Annotated in this window: 13 protein-coding genes; 5 read left to right on the top strand and 8 right to left on the bottom strand. The window is 42.2% G+C overall.

Annotation, left to right across the window (positions count from 1 at the left end; genetic code table 11):
- Positions 1-39: 39 nt before the first annotated feature.
- From EW142_RS09610 to EW142_RS09585, 6 genes are all read right to left on the bottom strand, one after another.
- On the bottom strand, positions 40-840 hold the full coding sequence (locus EW142_RS09610; protein WP_130613272.1) for an energy transducer TonB: 801 nt from the start codon (positions 838-840) through the stop codon (positions 40-42).
- Positions 837-1,661 carry a thymidylate synthase gene (locus EW142_RS09605; protein ID WP_130613269.1) on the bottom strand — a complete coding sequence of 275 codons (825 nt, stop codon included), beginning with the start codon at positions 1,659-1,661 and terminating at the stop codon, positions 837-839. Before EW142_RS09605 ends, EW142_RS09610 begins: the two co-directional genes overlap by 4 nt.
- Before the next feature lie 197 nt (positions 1,662-1,858).
- Entirely contained in the window at positions 1,859-3,322 is a 1,464-nt protein-coding gene (locus EW142_RS09600) for a NupC/NupG family nucleoside CNT transporter (RefSeq protein ID WP_130613266.1), read from the bottom strand.
- Between the two features lie 8 nt (positions 3,323-3,330).
- Complete coding sequence (locus EW142_RS09595; protein WP_130613264.1) at positions 3,331-3,960, bottom strand: bifunctional nuclease family protein; 630 nt, start codon at positions 3,958-3,960, stop codon at positions 3,331-3,333.
- A 90-nt stretch (positions 3,961-4,050) separates the two neighbouring features.
- Positions 4,051-5,019 (bottom strand): electron transfer flavoprotein subunit alpha/FixB family protein, encoded by a 969-nt coding sequence (locus EW142_RS09590; RefSeq protein WP_130613261.1) that lies wholly within the window; start codon positions 5,017-5,019, stop codon positions 4,051-4,053.
- Positions 5,020-5,090: 71 nt separating this feature from the next.
- A complete protein-coding gene (locus tag EW142_RS09585; RefSeq protein ID WP_130613258.1) occupies positions 5,091-5,837 on the bottom strand; it encodes an electron transfer flavoprotein subunit beta/FixA family protein in 747 nt (248 codons plus the stop codon).
- Positions 5,838-6,009: 172 nt separating this feature from the next.
- Here EW142_RS09585 and EW142_RS09580 point away from each other — a divergent pair, with 172 nt between their 5' ends.
- The 4 genes from EW142_RS09580 (at position 6,010) to EW142_RS09565 (ending at position 12,765) form a co-directional block, all read left to right on the top strand.
- Positions 6,010-6,987 carry a pyruvate dehydrogenase complex E1 component subunit beta gene (locus EW142_RS09580; RefSeq protein ID WP_130613255.1) on the top strand — a complete coding sequence of 326 codons (978 nt, stop codon included), beginning with the start codon at positions 6,010-6,012 and terminating at the stop codon, positions 6,985-6,987.
- Positions 6,988-7,149: 162 nt separating this feature from the next.
- Positions 7,150-9,645, top strand: a complete 2,496-nt coding sequence (locus EW142_RS09575; RefSeq protein ID WP_130613252.1) for a DUF5686 and carboxypeptidase-like regulatory domain-containing protein — start codon at positions 7,150-7,152, stop codon at positions 9,643-9,645.
- A 74-nt stretch (positions 9,646-9,719) separates the two neighbouring features.
- Entirely contained in the window at positions 9,720-10,247 is a 528-nt protein-coding gene (locus tag EW142_RS09570) for an inorganic diphosphatase (RefSeq protein WP_130613249.1), read from the top strand.
- Positions 10,248-10,362: 115 nt separating this feature from the next.
- Positions 10,363-12,765 carry a sodium-translocating pyrophosphatase gene (locus tag EW142_RS09565; protein ID WP_130613246.1) on the top strand — a complete coding sequence of 801 codons (2,403 nt, stop codon included), beginning with the start codon at positions 10,363-10,365 and terminating at the stop codon, positions 12,763-12,765.
- A gap of 64 nt (positions 12,766-12,829) precedes the next feature.
- On the opposite strand, the gene EW142_RS09560 is transcribed toward EW142_RS09565, so the two are convergent.
- On the bottom strand, positions 12,830-13,534 hold the full coding sequence (locus EW142_RS09560) for an energy transducer TonB (RefSeq protein ID WP_130613243.1): 705 nt from the start codon (positions 13,532-13,534) through the stop codon (positions 12,830-12,832).
- Between the two features lie 151 nt (positions 13,535-13,685).
- Positions 13,686-14,300, bottom strand: coding sequence for a deoxynucleoside kinase (locus EW142_RS09555; protein WP_130613240.1), 615 nt, complete (start codon positions 14,298-14,300; stop codon positions 13,686-13,688).
- Positions 14,301-14,589: 289 nt separating this feature from the next.
- Here EW142_RS09555 and metK point away from each other — a divergent pair, with 289 nt between their 5' ends.
- On the top strand, positions 14,590-15,846 hold the full coding sequence (gene metK, locus EW142_RS09550) for a methionine adenosyltransferase (RefSeq protein WP_130613237.1): 1,257 nt from the start codon (positions 14,590-14,592) through the stop codon (positions 15,844-15,846).
- The last annotated feature ends 51 nt before the right edge of the window (positions 15,847-15,897 follow it).

The raw sequence follows: 15,897 nt of genomic DNA, 5'->3' as shown, positions 1-15,897 counted from the left end.
GTCATAATTGGTACTTAAATCCTTTTGCTTATTTGGGGTTTAATAGGTGGTCAATCGGTAGGTGACGGGAAAACTAATGGAAGTTTCCACAGCTTTCCCATTTTTAATGGCAGGTTTAAAAGTGGGCAACTTTTTAATTATGCTTAGCGTTTCATGTGACAAAACAGGGTCGGGTCCGGCAGTTTCGTAGTTGGTCACAGAACCTGTTGTACCAATGCGTATGGTCACAATAACAGTTCCCTGAATTTTTTTTCTTTGCGCTTCTTTGGGATAATAAAAGTGCTTTCTTATATGGTTTTGCAACTTTTCCTTGAAGCATTCTCTGTTCTCTGCATCGTTTTTGCCTTCGCATCCAGGGAAAACAGGAATCGTGTCCAAATCCTTGGAAAACTCGTAACTGTAGGTTTTGATTCTATTTTCAAACTTGTAGTAGAAAGGCATGGTGAAAATCATATCCACCGGTTCGCCACCCTTGGTCGCAGGACTTGAAATCGGAATGCGATTTAAAACATTGGTTGTAACGATCTTAAAGTCCTCATTTTGCGAACGAACCTTGACCTGCTTGATTTTCCCTTTTCTGGTGATAACAAATTGGGTGTAGGCAATCAAGTCTTCATTATCCTCGTATTGATCGTAGGAATACTCGAATGTGTTATCATAAAAAGCGGCCAATTTTTCCTCAAAACAGCTTTTTGGGTCCACTGTGGATGAATCACAGGCATAGCCCTCTATTTCTGGAAATTCATCAACCTCTTTAAAGGAATAAGCCTCTTGTTGGGCGCATGGCATAAAGGGAAGTGATGTAACCAAGAGCAACAGATAATGTTTGAAGCGCATCATACCGCCACCATGGCCTTTATATGTGGGTGTGGGTCGTAGTTAAGCAATTCAAAATCCTCGAAGGTGAAGGCAAAAATGTCCTTCACTTCGGGGTTGAGTCGCATGGTGGGCAAAGGGCGAATATCGCGGCTGAGTTGCAGCTCCACCTGTTCCAAATGGTTGGTGTAGATATGTGCGTCCCCAAAGGTGTGAACAAATTCCCCTGCTTCATACCCGCAAACCTGGGCAATCATCATCGTAAATAAGGCATAAGAAGCAATATTGAAAGGTACGCCCAAAAAGATATCGGCACTACGTTGGTACAACTGGCATGAAAGTTTGCCATCGGCCACATAAAATTGAAAAAAGGCATGGCAGGGAGGAAGCGCAGCTTTGCCGTTGGCCACATTTTCTGAAAAAGAGACCGAAGTGTCGGGCAATACGCTGGGGTTCCATGCGGAAACCAACAAACGGCGGCTGTTGGGGTTTTGCTTTAGGGTTTCGATCACCTGCTTAATTTGATCAATGCCCTCACTATCCCAATTACGCCATTGGTGGCCATATACCGGACCTAAATCACCATTTTCATCGGCCCACTCATTCCAAATGCGTACGCCATTTTCTTGAAGATATTTTACGTTGGTGTCACCTTTCAAGAACCAAAGCAGCTCATGTACGATGGACTTTAAATGCAATTTTTTAGTGGTCACCATAGGAAAGCCTTCCGAGAGGTCAAATCGCATTTGATAACCGAATACACTGTAGGTTCCCGTTCCTGTTCTATCTCCTTTTTGATTGCCGTGCTCCAATACGTGTTTGAGCAAGTCGTGGTATTGTTTCATAGCTGTAAATTTAAAAGGTAAAGGGCAAAAGGTAAAGGCCTCACACTTAGGATTTATTATATTTTATTAACTATGAAATCCTTTTTTGAAAAAGCTGGATATTTTAAAGGACTAATACAGATTGCTGTCCTTAATACTGACTGCAAATTCTATGAGCAATCAATCTATCACCTCTCATCCATCATCTTTCACCAAACCTACCCCAAAATCATCCCAGCAATGGTAGCTGATAGCAAGGAGGCCAAGGATCCGCCCAACACGGCCCTCATCCCAAATTCAGATAGGGTTTTACGCTGGCCTGGCGCCAAGGAACCAATACCCCCGATTTGAATACCGATGGAGGCAAAGTTGGCAAAACCACAAAGCATATAGGTAGCCATGATAACCGATTTGTTGTAGGTAAAATGAAGACCACTGGCCATATCTTTCAATTGGGCCAGTTGGATGTACCCAACAAACTCGCTGGCCGCTAATTTGATTCCCAATAGTTGTCCCATAAGCATGATGTCTTCATTGGCTACACCAATGAGCCACATTAAAGGTGCGAAAATAGTTCCCAGAATAGCTTCCAATGAAAATTTCTCGTAGGGTGAATTGGCCGCGATCCAGTCATTGAATGTGCTCCAATCGCCTATCCATCCCAAAATGCCATTGATCATGGCAATAAAGGCGACGAATACCAATAGCATGGCACCAACATTCAAAGCCAACTTGAGTCCTTCAGTAGTTCCGTTGGCGATGGCATCTAAAAAGTTAGCTCCAATCTTTTCTGAAGAAACCCTGACATCGGTATTGACCGCTTCGGTCTGCGGATATAATATTTTTGAAATGGTTATGGCTCCCGGAGCCGCCATGACCGATGCTGCCAGAAGGTGCTTCGCAAAGACCAATCGAAGCGCAGGATCATCACCTCCCAAAAACCCAATATAGGCAGCCAGTACAGCACCTGCCACCGTGGCCATCCCCCCAATCATCACCAAGAGGATCTCCGACTTGTTCATTTTTTCCAAATAGGCTTTGATGAGTAATGGTGCTTCGGTTTGCCCTAGAAATATGTTTCCGGCGACAGAAAGACTTTCTGCTCCTGAAATCCCTAAGGTTTTTGACAACAACCAGGCCAAGGCTCGCACCACTTTTTGGATAATTCCGAGGTAAAAAAGAACGGAGGTTAATGCGGAAAAGAAAATGATGGTCGGAAGCACTTGAAAGGCAAAAATGAATCCGAAGGTATCCATATCCACTACCAATCCTTCAAAAAGAAACTGGCTGCCGGCTCTTGTAAAATCAAGGATGCTGACAAAGACTTGTCCTATTTTTTCAAAGAGAAGCTGTATGAAAGGGACTTTCAAAACACCAAATGCGATGAGCAACTGGAGTGAAAGACCTATACCCACCGTTTTCCAATTGATAGCCTTGCGATTGGCACTAAAAAGGAAGGAAATCAATATTAAAACCAGCATGCCTAAAGCACCTCTCCAAAGAGTGTTAATGGAAAACCCTTGATTGGGAACAAGTTCAGGAGCCTGGGAAACGGTTATGTCGTCAATGATGGTGGTATCAACAGCTAAGCTTAGCGAATCAGGAACCGCTGTATTTTGACCAAAGGTGTTAGCACAAACCAATAATAGGAGTATAAGAAAACCTCTGTAGTATTTACCCATATGGGAGATTATTTGCGCTTGGAAATTTCGTCTCGAATTTTGGCAGCTTTTTCGTAGTCTTCGTTGGCCACTGCTTTATCCAACTCTTTGTGGAGTTCCTCTAAGGAAAGTTCGCGGTATCCTTGTGATGCCGCTCCTGATTCTATTTCAACGGTTTCCCCTTCTTGTAGAATTTCATCCACTACAATACTGTCGTCCTCGTTTTCTTCACTTTCCTTGGAAGAAAATTTAAGGAAGATTCCAGCCTTGTCCAAAATGGTTTTGTAGGTAAAGATGGGTGCGTCAAATCGCAAAGCCAAGGCTATGGCATCACTTGTTCTGGCATCAATGATTTCTTCCACCTTATCCCGCTCACAAATAATGCTGGAATAAAACACCCCGTCCACCAATTTATGAATGATGACCTGTTTTATGACGATTTCGAACCGATCAGAAAAATTTTTAAAGAGGTCATGGGTGAGGGGCCTGGGGGGCTTGATTTCCTTTTCCAGGGCAATGGCAATGGATTGCGCCTCAAAAGCACCGATAACTATAGGTAATTTTCGATCTCCTTCAACCTCGTTTAAAATAAGGGCATAAGCGCCATTTTGGGTTTGGCTATAAGATATCCCCTTTATTTTCAATCGTACTAAGCTCATATTCTCCTCCTAAAACCAAAAAAGGCCGTTCAAATAAGTGGCTTCACCATTTATCTGAACAGCCCCTTGCAGTGGGCAAATTAACAAAAATTAAGCGTTTTGGGCTTTAAATTCCTTTAATTTTTCGATGAGCTTTGGGACCACTTCAAATGCGTCACCAACAATCCCGTAATCCGCTGCCTTAAAGAAGGGAGCCTCTGGGTCATTATTGATGACCACTTTGGTTTTTGAAGCACTTACCCCGGCCAAATGCTGAATGGCTCCAGAAATACCAATGGCAATGTATAGGTTACTGGCCACAGGTTTTCCAGTTTGCCCTACGTGTTCGCCATGGGATCGCCAACCTAGATCGGAAACCGGCTTGGAGCAGGCCGTAGCCGCACCTAAGATATCCGCCAATTCTTCAATCATGCCCCAGTTTTCAGGACCTTTGAGTCCCCTTCCTCCGGAAACTACAATGTCCGCATCGGCGATGGTCGCTTTTCCAACTACCTTATCCACTTCAACAGATTTGGTGGTAAAGTCGGCATCACCAAGGCTTGGACTAAAATCCTCTACGGATGCAGATGTTGGATTTTCAACGGCGCCAAAAGCATTGTTTGAAACCCCAACTACCTTAATTTCCGCACTTATTTCGGTATGGGCAAAGCCTTTATTGCTGAAGGCTGTTCTTTTTACTACAAATGGGGAAGTACCTTCAGGAGCGGCCACCACATTGGGCACATAACCTGCATTGAGTTTGGCCGTAAGAATGGGTGCCAAGAATTTGGTATCGGCACTTGAGCTCACAATGACTACTTTGGCTCCTTCTGCTTCTGCCGCTTGGGCCAGAACATTGGCATAAGCTTTGGCATTGAAGGTGTGCAAATCGGCATTTGATACCTTTAATACTTTGGATACCCCATATGTGCCCAGAATTTCATTGTCATCCACATTCATGGACACTGCAGTAACGCTTTCACCCAGCTGTTGCGCCACGGCATAGGCATAAGAGGCTACCTCAAAGGCATTCTTCTTAAATTTTCCCTTATCGGATTCGGTATAAACTAATACTGACATATTTTTTTGAAATTTCAATGTTCAAATCCCAAATTTCGAAGTGGATATTGAGATTTATATTGTGATTTTTGTTAGATTACTTTCGCTTCGTTATGCAATAGGTTGACCAACTCCCCTACGTTTTCAGCATCCACCAGCTTTACTGGTCCTTTTGGTGCTGGTTTTTCGAACTTTTGGTCTTGGGTCGGTTTAGGTGCATCAATAGGTTCCACCACGTTAAGTGCCTTTTTTCGTGCCATCATAATGCCGCGCATATTGGGAATTCGAAGATCACTCTCTTCTACCAATCCCTTTTGCCCACCAATAACTAAAGGGAGGGAAGTACTTATTTTTTCCTTTCCACCATCTATTTCACGCATTGCGGTGGCGTTGTTGTCGTCCACTTCAAGTCCGATACAGGTATTTACAAAATTCATATCGAGAAGTGTGGCCAAGATTCCGGGAACCATACCTCCATTGTAATCAATGGATTCCCTTCCCGCAATAACTAAGTCATATCCACCATTTTTAACGACTTCGGCAAGTTGTCTTGCCACAAAAAAGCCATCGGTCGGCTCTGCATTTATGCGAATGGCCTCATCGGCACCAATAGCAAGGGCTTTACGGATTGTAGGCTCGGTTTGTGCCCCTCCGACCGTTGCTACATGAACGGTGGCTCCTTGCTTTTCTTTGAACCACATGGCACGGGTTAAACCGAACTCATCATTGGGATTGATGACAAACTGCACCCCATTGGTATCGAACTTGGTATCACCTTCTGTAAAGTTGATTTTAGAGGTGGTGTCTGGAACGTTGCTAATGCAAACTAAAATCTTCATATACTTTCACATTTTAACGTCCAAAGATAGCCATAAAATCCGAAATTTATTATGCATGCATAATAAATTTTGTTCTTTTTTTTGATTTTTAGCCTCCTTTTCTTCGTTTATAATTTCCTATTTTTGCTTGCCTTTTTAACACAGAATACGTAAACCCTTTTAGAACTGTTCAATGAAGACATTACAATTCAGGGAAGCCATAGCCGAGGCTATGTCCGAAGAAATGCGAAGAGACGATACCATCTACCTCATGGGAGAAGAAGTTGCCGAATATAATGGGGCATATAAGGCTTCTAAGGGGATGTTGGATGAATTCGGACCAGAGCGGGTACTCGACACCCCCATTTCGGAGTTGGGCTTTGCCGGTATAGGAGTAGGTTCTGCCATGAACGGCAACCGACCCATCATTGAATTCATGACATTTAATTTCGCACTGGTCGGTATAGATCAAATCATAAACAACGCAGCGAAGATTCGGCAAATGTCAGGTGGGCAATTTCCGTGCCCCATCGTATTTAGGGGTCCCACTGCATCAGCTGGCCAGCTGGCAGCTACGCATTCCCAGGCTTTTGAAAGCTGGTTTGCCAATTGCCCTGGTCTTAAGGTTGTTGTGCCTTCCAATCCGGCCGATGCCAAAGGACTTTTGAAGTCGTCGATAAGAGATGATGACCCCGTTATTTTTATGGAGTCGGAACAGATGTATGGTGATAAGGGTGAGGTTCCAGAAGGAGAGTATACAATTCCACTAGGGGTTGCCGATATAAAAAGAGAAGGTAATGATGTTACCATAGTTTCCTTTGGAAAAATCATAAAAGAAGCCTACAAGGCTGCCGATGAATTGGAAAAAGAAGGGGTTAGTTGTGAAATTATTGACCTGCGCACCGTTCGCCCTATGGATTATGATGCGATTTTGAATTCTGTGAAGAAGACCAATCGCATGGTCATCTTGGAAGAAGCTTGGCCTTTTGGAAATGTGGCGACTGAGATTATTTACCAAGTTCAGGACAAAGCATTTGATTATTTGGATGCGCCCATAGTCAAAATTAATACAGCGGATACGCCTGCACCCTACTCTCCAGTTTTACTTGCTGAGTGGTTGCCCAACCATAATGACGTAATAAAAGCTGTTAAGAAAGTGTTATATAAGTAGGTCGGTGTTAACAGAATACTATTTGTACGGTATATTAGCCTCCTCAACTAAAAGGAGGCTTTTTTTAAGGAATAGTTTTTGATAAGAAATTACCCTAACCAAATTGACCAGAGTTAACTGCAGACAGCCAAAGCTGTTTTCGGTTGTATGAGCGATCAAAACATGAGAAAGTTCCTTTTTTCTTTTTTTTTCCTATCCATATTTTTTACTTTTTCCCAAACCAAGGTAGGAGGTATTGTCTTGGATGAATCGGGATCTCCTATAGCCTTTGCAAACGTATTGTTCAAAAATTCTTCCGAAGGAACCATTACCAACGACAATGGACGATTTTATCTAGAGTCAGATAGCACATACGATACGGTTATTGTATCATTTATTGGATATGAGACCCTTGAGATTGACTTGCCCCAAAAAGTCAATTACGATATGAAAATTGAGCTTAGGGAATCCACAGAACAGCTTAAGGAAGTCATTGTATATACCGGAAAACAATCCAAAAAAGATAATCCTGCGATAGAAATTCTAAAAAAAATCTGGGCGAAGAAACGGGAAAATGGGGTTCGAAAGTTCAAGCAGTATAAGTACGATAAGTATGAAAAAATTGAGTTTGACCTAAACACTATTGATAGTGCGTTGATCAAAAGCAAACTATTTAAAGGACTTGAATTTGTTTTTGAAGATTTGGATACCTCCCGAATCACTGGTAAAACGTACCTCCCGCTGTTTTTGAATGAAAACTTTTCCAAAGTATATGGGGATAATCTTTTGAATAAAGAAAAGGAGGATGTTCTGGGCAATAAGAATTCTGGCTTTAGCGGTAATCAGGCCATAACTGCCTTTGTAGAGGACCTGTATTCCGATTATGACATTTATAATAATTACTTGAAATTCTTTGATAAGAGTTTCACCAGTCCCTTGTCCAAAACTGGGGTGGACACCTATAATTATGTATTGTCGGATAGCACATTCATAGACAACAAATGGTGCTATAACATTATTTATTACCCCAGAAGAAAAAATGAGCTCACCTTCAAGGGAGATTTTTGGGTGAACGACACCACCTTCGCCATTAAGAAAATTAATCTTCAGGTTACCAAAAGTGCCAACATCAACTGGGTAAAGGAAGTTTATATTGAGCAGGACTTTGATGTGGTCAATGATTCTGTTTTCCTTCTGAAGCGAGATTATATGCTCAGTGATTTCAGTTTTTCCAAAAAGGAAAAATCCCGAGGGGTTTACGGAAAGCGTACCACAGTATACGATAATTATGAGTTCGATGTGCCGCGCTCGGAAGAGTTTTACAAGGCTGTGGCGGACCCCTATGATCCGCGGGTCTTTAGTAGGGATAGCACATTTTGGAACAATGCCCGCTTGGAGAAACTCAATGAGGACGAATCCGGTATTTTTAAACTTTTAGATACCCTAAAAACGGTCCCGAAATTTAAAACCTATTACAACGTAGTAAGTGTATTGGGTTCGGGATACATCGAAATTGATAAATGGAATATCGACATTGGGGATATTTACAGCACCTTTGGCTTTAATGATGCCGAAGGCACCAGATTACGGGCAGGGGCAAGGACCTATTTTGGTCAAAATGATACATGGAGATTAGAGGGGTACATGGCCTATGGATTCAGCGATCGAAAGTTTAAACACGGGCTGGCCGGAAAGTTTTTGCTGGACCGAAAAACCCGCTTGATCCTATCTGGTGGAAATCGGAGGGATATAGAACAGTTGGGCATAAGCTTAACTAGCACCAACGATGTTTTGGGAAGGAGCATTGCATCATCAGCACTCGTAACGGTAGGCGCCAATGACCGACTTACCAATATCAACCTTTCTACCATGAATTTTGAAATGGAACCAGTGACCAACTTCAGGATTCGATTGGGAGGATCCTTCCGGACCTTAAGCTCGGCATTACCCGATGCCTTTAGCCTCGATTACATTGACCCAAGTTCACCTACCGGGATTTCTTCAGAGGTAAAGCAATTTGATATCAACACTACCTTAATATATACTCCTGGGAAACGTACGATTGGATATGGGGTGGAACGTGTCAATATTAATGATAATCATAGTATCTTGGTATTGAACTATACCAAAGGTATAGATGGATTCTTGGAAAGTGATTTTGACTACGAGCGACTTCAATTTTCTTATACACAACCTTGGCAGGTTGGTGGTTTTGGTAGGTTGACCAGTACTATTGAGTTGGGGAAAACCTTTGGCGAAGTGCCATTGAGCCTTCTGAGCGTCGTTCCAGGAAACCAAACACTTTTCTCGCTCTACAACACCTTTCCAAATTTGGATTTTTATGAGTTTGTGACCGATACCTATGCCACAGTACATTTGGAACACAATTTTAATGGAAGGCTCTTTTCTAGAATTCCGTTATTGCGGAAGCTGAACCTGAGGGAAATTGTTGGACTTCGCGGTGCTTGGGGTCAACTATCTGATGGAAACATAGCCTTGAATGCGCCAACCAATATTCCCCTTGTCGCGCCAGATGATCAAATCTATTGGGAGTATTCCTTTGGTATCGGCAATATCTTCAAAATTTTAAGAATCGACTTTAACTTTAGGGGTAATTACTTGGATAATCCCGATGCACGGGCTTTCGGGGTAACCGGTTCCTTCGGATTTAAATTTTAGTTAACATAGAAAGCGGAAAATCGTGCTTTCAATCCCTTGAAACCCTCTATTTTTGCAACACCAATTATAGAGAAATGGCAGAAAAACAAGAAGTTACCTTCGATGTTCTAATTGAGATTCCAAAAGGTAGCCGCAACAAATACGAATACGATTTTGTTTTGAACAAAATCCGATTTGACCGCACGCTTTTTTCATCAATGATGTATCCCGGAGACTATGGCTTCATTCCCGAAACCTTGGCTTTGGATAAAGACCCTTTGGATGTATTGGTCATGGGAACCGAACCAACCTATCCCATGGTGGTTATGGAGGTAAAACCAATTGGGGTTTTTCATATGACCGATGAGAAAGGTCCGGATGAAAAACTGATATGTGTGCCCATATCCGACCCCATTTGGAGTAAAAGAAGCGATATCAGCGATTTAAACCCACATCGGTTAAAGGAAATTGAACACTTTTTTCAAGTTTATAAAGACTTGGAAGAGAAAAAGGTCGACACTGGGGGATGGGGTGGTGCCGAAGAAGCGGTAAAAATCTATCACAAGTGTGTAAAACGCTACGAAGAGAGCGAACACAAAAAGAAAAGAACCTTCACAATTTGAGGGCTTTACAACCAAACAAAAATGCGTTTTTTACCCTAAAAACGCATTTTTTTTATTCGTAGGTATTTCACTACTTTTGCCACCATTAAAAAAATCTTAAAATTTCAAAACAACTATGGATCTAATCGTAAAATTTCTGCCCGCATTTGGGGTCTTGGGCCTTCTGTACGTGTTCATTAAAAACGTCTGGGTTTCGAAACAAGAAGTTGGGGATGAAAAGATGGCCAGGATAGCCAAAAACATAGCCGATGGCGCTATGTCATTCCTCAAGGCAGAATATAAAATATTGAGCATCTTCGTAATAGCAGTGGCTATTTTGCTCTTTTTCAAAGGAAGCAATGAAGAAGGTTCCAATGGTATGGTTGCCGTTTCCTTTATAGTAGGGGCCATCTGTTCTGCTCTTGCAGGTTTCATTGGAATGCGAGTAGCTACAAAAGCGAATGTAAGGACTACGAACGCAGCTAGAACCTCTTTGGGAAAAGCTTTGGAAGTTGCCTTCGCTGGAGGTGCGGTAATGGGTCTTGGTGTTGTTGGTCTTGGTGTATTGGGTCTAAGTGGACTCTTTATGATATATAGCGGTCAAGGTTGGGCACTGGGGGAAATATTGAATGTACTTTCCGGATTCTCCTTGGGCGCATCATCAATAGCACTTTTCGCTCGTGTGGGTGGTGGAATTTACACCAAAGCTGCGGACGTAGGTGCTGACTTGGTTGGGAAAGTGGAAGCAGGTATTCCTGAAGATCACCCTTTAAATCCAGCTACCATTGCAGATAACGTAGGGGATAATGTTGGCGATGTTGCTGGTATGGGAGCGGACCTTTTTGAATCCTATGTAGGGTCCATTATCGGTACCATGGTATTGGGAGCTGTTTTTGCAGGACTTCCTGAATTTCAAGCCGCTTTTGACGGTCTAGGAGCTGTATACTTGCCCTTGGCTTTGGCAGCTGTGGGGATTATTATGTCCATAATAGGTACTTTCTTTGTTCGTGTTAAGGATGGAGGAAACCCACAAACCGCTTTGAATATTGGAGAATTTGGTTCAGCGGCTTTAATGCTTGTGGCCTCTTACTTCTTAATCAATGAAATGTTGCCAGAATCTTGGATGGAGGGTGGCAAAGAATACTCTGCAATGGGTGTTTTCTGGGCTACCATTGCTGGTTTGGTTGCTGGTCTTGCCGTTGGTAAGGTTACTGAATATTATACAGGAACAGGTAAAAAACCTGTAAACTCCATAGTTCGACAATCTGAAACAGGCTCTGCTACAAATATCATTGCAGGATTGGGTGTTGGAATGATGTCTACGGCTATCCCAATTATTTTGATTGCTGCTGCCATACTAGTTTCTCATCACTTTGCAGGACTTTATGGAATTGCCATTGCCGCTGTAGGTATGTTGGCAAACACCGGTATCCAATTGGCTGTTGATGCCTACGGACCTATCTCTGACAATGCCGGAGGTATTGCTGAAATGGCTGAATTGCCAAGTGAGGTTCGTGAGCGTACCGATAAACTGGATGCAGTGGGAAACACTACTGCGGCCATTGGAAAAGGATTTGCGATTGCATCTGCCGCTTTGACTGCTCTAGCTTTATTCGCTGCATTTATGAAAACAGCTGGTGTTACTTCCATTGATGTATCCCAACCAGATATTATGGCAGGATTGTTAGTAGGAGGTATGCTTCCATTTGTATTCTCGGCCCTTTCAATGAACGCTGTTGGACGAGCAGCCATGGCCATGATTGAGGAAGTAAGAAGACAGTTTAGGGATATCCCACAATTGAAAGCTGCTTTGGAAGTGATGCGTAAATATGATTCAGATATCTCAAAAGCATCCGAAGCTGATAGAAAAATATTTGACGCCGCTGATGGTTTGGCAGAATACGACAAGTGTGTCGCAATCTCAACTACGGCGTCCATTAAGGAAATGGTATTTCCTGGTCTTTTGGCCATTGCGGTTCCTGTAGCTGTTGGATTTATCGGCGGAGCCGAAATGTTGGGCGGATTGCTTGCAGGGGTTACCACTGCAGGTGTACTAATGGCAATTTTCCAATCCAATGCTGGAGGTGCATGGGACAATGCTAAAAAGACCATCGAGAGTGAAGGCCGTAAAGGTTCTGATGCGCATAAAGCGGCTGTTGTTGGAGATACCGTTGGAGATCCTTTTAAGGATACCTCCGGTCCATCTTTGAACATCTTGTTGAAGTTGATGTCCGTTGTGGCATTGGTAATTGCTCCGAGTTTGGTGAGCCTTTCCCCAGCAGATGAGGTAAGCATGCTAAAAGAAAATGGTACTAAAATTTCCATCACTGCCGAAGGGATGAAGGAAACCAAACCAGTTGAAAAACAGGTAAAAGTTGAAATCAGTAATACAGCTGATGGTGCTTATAAAGCAGTTGTAACATCAACTAGTGAAATTGAAGGTGAACTTACCAAAGAGGTAGAAGAGTTTACCGCTTCTTCCAAGGAGGAGATTGAAAAGTTGGTGGAAGCCTATAAAAGCTCGAAAGCCATAGAATAATAAGTAACTATACCTTAATTGATATAAAAAACACGCCTTTATGGCGTGTTTTTTTTGTGCTCGACTATTGTAGCTTAAAGGTAATAGGAATAGCGAAGGGTACTTTTACAGCTTTTCCCCTTTGTTTTCCTGGTGTCATCTTGGGAAGTTTTGCAATGATTCTTGAAGCCTCATCCTCAAGAATCTTGTGAGGCCCCCTCATTTTTATATCACTTATGTTGCCATCTTTATGGATGGTAAAAACCACATTCACCCTTCCTTGTAATCCCATTTCTTGTGCAGGTTCAGGATAACGAAAGTTTTTTCGAATATGCTTTTGCATCATTTCTTGAAAGCAGGCTTTTTTGTCACTTTCACCTTCACATCCAGGAAAAATGGGAGCATCTTCAACTAGAATCCAGGGAATCTCCTCTGGACCATCTACTTCAGCCACTTCAACATCATCAACATCAACTATCTGAGTGTCTGTATTTACCTCAGTAGACTGAATTACCGTTTCCTCGACATCTATTTCATCAGGAACTACCTCTATTACAGGTGGCGTCTGAATCTTGGGAGGTGGTGGTGGTGGCAACTTGTGAATAGTTATAGGAGCTTCTTCTCTCAAATCATCCAGAACATATAATTCTCCTAATTCAGTACTGGTCTTGTAGTACATTTTCCATTCAAACGCGGTGTAAATTAGGGCTAGAATTGCTGTTAATCCCAACACAAAATACAATGTCGAATTTTTCTCCAATTGTAAGTTTGAATTCTTTTTTGTTTTCATAGTACGATGTTTTGAAGTTATCATGCCATGAAGTTATCTATGGAAGGAGTTCAAGTAAACTTAAAATGAGTGAAGATGGCCTTTCAGTGAGGGATGGGCCTAACCCAACGTAAAATAAATGAAGACTGGACTAACGAAATCTTGGTTTTCTCTAAAAAAGACCGTGCAATTCCGCATCGATTCGGTTGATGACTTCACCTAAATCTTCAGGTTCATCGACAAAATTGATATTATCGACATTCACGACCAACAGCTTCCCCTTTTCATAGGTGTCAACCCATGCCTCGTATCGCTCATTGAGCCGACTTAAGTAGTCAATTGAAATTGAATTTTCATATTCTCGCCCTCGTTTATGAATCTGGTTGACCAAGTTGGGAATGGAGCTCCTCAAATAAATCAAAAGATCAGGAGGTTGCACCAAAGACTCCATAAGCTCGAAGAGACTTTTGTAGTTCTCAAAATCTCGGTTCGTCATCAAGCCCATTGCGTGCAGATTGGGAGCAAAAATGTGGGCGTCTTCGTAAATCGTACGGTCTTGGATGACATTTTTTCCACTTTCCCGGATTTTTAAAATCTGCCGATACCGACTGTTCAAAAAATAAATCTGCAGATTAAAGCTCCAGCGCTCCATCTGAGTGTAGAAATCATCCAAATAAGGATTGTCCACGACATCCTCAAATTGAGCGTTCCATTTGTAATGTTTTGCAAGTAAGTTGGTTAAGGTGGTTTTTCCTGCCCCAATATTTCCTGCTACGGCAATGTGCATATGAATTTATTTTCCCAAAAAGTCGGTCCGCGCAATATACAAAGTATATCCAGTTGGAGAAAAAAAACCAGATGAAATGGCAGGAGTATTGTTGAATACAAACAAAGTTTTAAAATATCTTCCAAATACGTACTTTTGCCCTTCAAAACGAGGATAGATTTGACTGATTGCAACCTCTATTAAATGCTAAAACAGTAAACGTTAAGCCTTTATATTCCTTTAAAGGTGATTTCGATTCCTGTGAGCTTTCTGTTGCCTTCCCGTCAAAAATTCAAAGCAATTTAAAACTATGCCATATTTATTTACTTCAGAATCGGTCAGTGAAGGACACCCAGATAAGATTGCTGACCAAATTAGTGATGCCCTTTTAGATAATTTTTTGGCTTTTGATGCCGATAGCAAGGTAGCCTGTGAAACTTTGGTGACTACAGGCCAAGTAGTCTTAGCGGGGGAAGTGAAGAGTGATACCTATTTGGACGTACAGAACATAGCAAGAGAAGTTATCAACAGAATAGGGTACACCAAAGGGGAATATCAATTTAGTGGCGAATCCTGTGGGGTGATTTCTCTGATCCATGAACAATCCCAAGATATTAACCAAGGTGTAGATCGCGCCACCAAGGAAGAGCAAGGTGCTGGTGATCAAGGCATGATGTTCGGTTATGCCACTAAGGAAACAGAAAATTACATGCCGTTGGCCCTGGATATTTCCCATAAAATTCTGCAGGTTTTAGCCGATTTGAGAAGGGAAGGCTCACAGATAAATTACCTTCGGCCCGATGCCAAAGCACAGGTGACCATTGAGTACTCCGATGAAAATGTGCCACAGCGAATTGATACCATCGTAGTCTCTACACAACATGATGATTTTGATTCCGATGAGCGCATGTTGGCCAAAATCAAGGAAGATGTTATTTCGATTGTCATTCCCAAAGTAAAAAAGTTGTTGCCGGATGAGATTCAGAAACTTTTTACCAATGACATTAAATACCACATCAATCCAACCGGGAAATTTGTGATTGGAGGCCCACATGGGGATACCGGATTGACAGGAAGAAAAATTATTGTCGATACCTATGGCGGTAAAGGTGCCCATGGCGGAGGCGCTTTTAGCGGTAAAGACCCAAGTAAAGTAGACCGAAGTGCAGCTTATGCCGCAAGGCATATTGCTAAAAATTTAGTGGCTGCTGGAGTGGCCGATGAAATTTTGGTTCAGGTAAGCTACGCTATTGGAGTGGTTGAACCAACATCCATTTTTGTCGATACCTATGGCACTGCCAATGTGAATCTTTCCGATGGGGAAATTGCGTTGAAAGCCTCTGAACTTTTCGATATGAGACCCTTTGCCATTGAAAGTCGTCTTAAACTTCGAAATCCAATCTATTTGGAAACTGCGGCCTATGGTCACATGGGCAAACCATCCATCAAAGTGAACAAGGTCTTTGAGTCTCCCTATAATGGAAAGGTGGAAAAAGAAGTTGAGCTTTTTACTTGGGAAAAACTGGATATGGTAGATCAGGTAAAGGCTGCCTTTAATTTGGCTTAAATCGGTCTTTTACTTTGAAACTACCTATAGATTTCTTCGTAGATTTATGGG

This window comes from Flagellimonas allohymeniacidonis (assembly GCF_004296335.1).
GTDB classification, from domain to species: Bacteria; Bacteroidota; Bacteroidia; order Flavobacteriales; family Flavobacteriaceae; genus Flagellimonas; species Flagellimonas allohymeniacidonis.
Note: the sequence above shows the minus strand (reverse complement) of the source record. Positions and strands in the feature narration are given on the sequence as shown.

Coding starts and splice junctions, on each gene's coding strand:
- EW142_RS09610 (WP_130613272.1), bottom strand. CDS start 840: ATGATGCGCTTCAAACATTATCTGTTGCTCTTGGTTACATCACTTCCC.
- EW142_RS09605 (WP_130613269.1), bottom strand. CDS start 1,661: ATGAAACAATACCACGACTTGCTCAAACACGTATTGGAGCACGGCAAT.
- EW142_RS09600 (WP_130613266.1), bottom strand. CDS start 3,322: ATGGGTAAATACTACAGAGGTTTTCTTATACTCCTATTATTGGTTTGT.
- EW142_RS09595 (WP_130613264.1), bottom strand. CDS start 3,960: ATGAGCTTAGTACGATTGAAAATAAAGGGGATATCTTATAGCCAAACC.
- EW142_RS09590 (WP_130613261.1), bottom strand. CDS start 5,019: ATGTCAGTATTAGTTTATACCGAATCCGATAAGGGAAAATTTAAGAAG.
- EW142_RS09585 (WP_130613258.1), bottom strand. CDS start 5,837: ATGAAGATTTTAGTTTGCATTAGCAACGTTCCAGACACCACCTCTAAA.
- EW142_RS09580 (WP_130613255.1), top strand. CDS start 6,010: ATGAAGACATTACAATTCAGGGAAGCCATAGCCGAGGCTATGTCCGAA.
- EW142_RS09575 (WP_130613252.1), top strand. CDS start 7,150: ATGAGAAAGTTCCTTTTTTCTTTTTTTTTCCTATCCATATTTTTTACT.
- EW142_RS09570 (WP_130613249.1), top strand. CDS start 9,720: ATGGCAGAAAAACAAGAAGTTACCTTCGATGTTCTAATTGAGATTCCA.
- EW142_RS09565 (WP_130613246.1), top strand. CDS start 10,363: ATGGATCTAATCGTAAAATTTCTGCCCGCATTTGGGGTCTTGGGCCTT.
- EW142_RS09560 (WP_130613243.1), bottom strand. CDS start 13,534: ATGAAAACAAAAAAGAATTCAAACTTACAATTGGAGAAAAATTCGACA.
- EW142_RS09555 (WP_130613240.1), bottom strand. CDS start 14,300: ATGCACATTGCCGTAGCAGGAAATATTGGGGCAGGAAAAACCACCTTA.
- metK (WP_130613237.1), top strand. CDS start 14,590: ATGCCATATTTATTTACTTCAGAATCGGTCAGTGAAGGACACCCAGAT.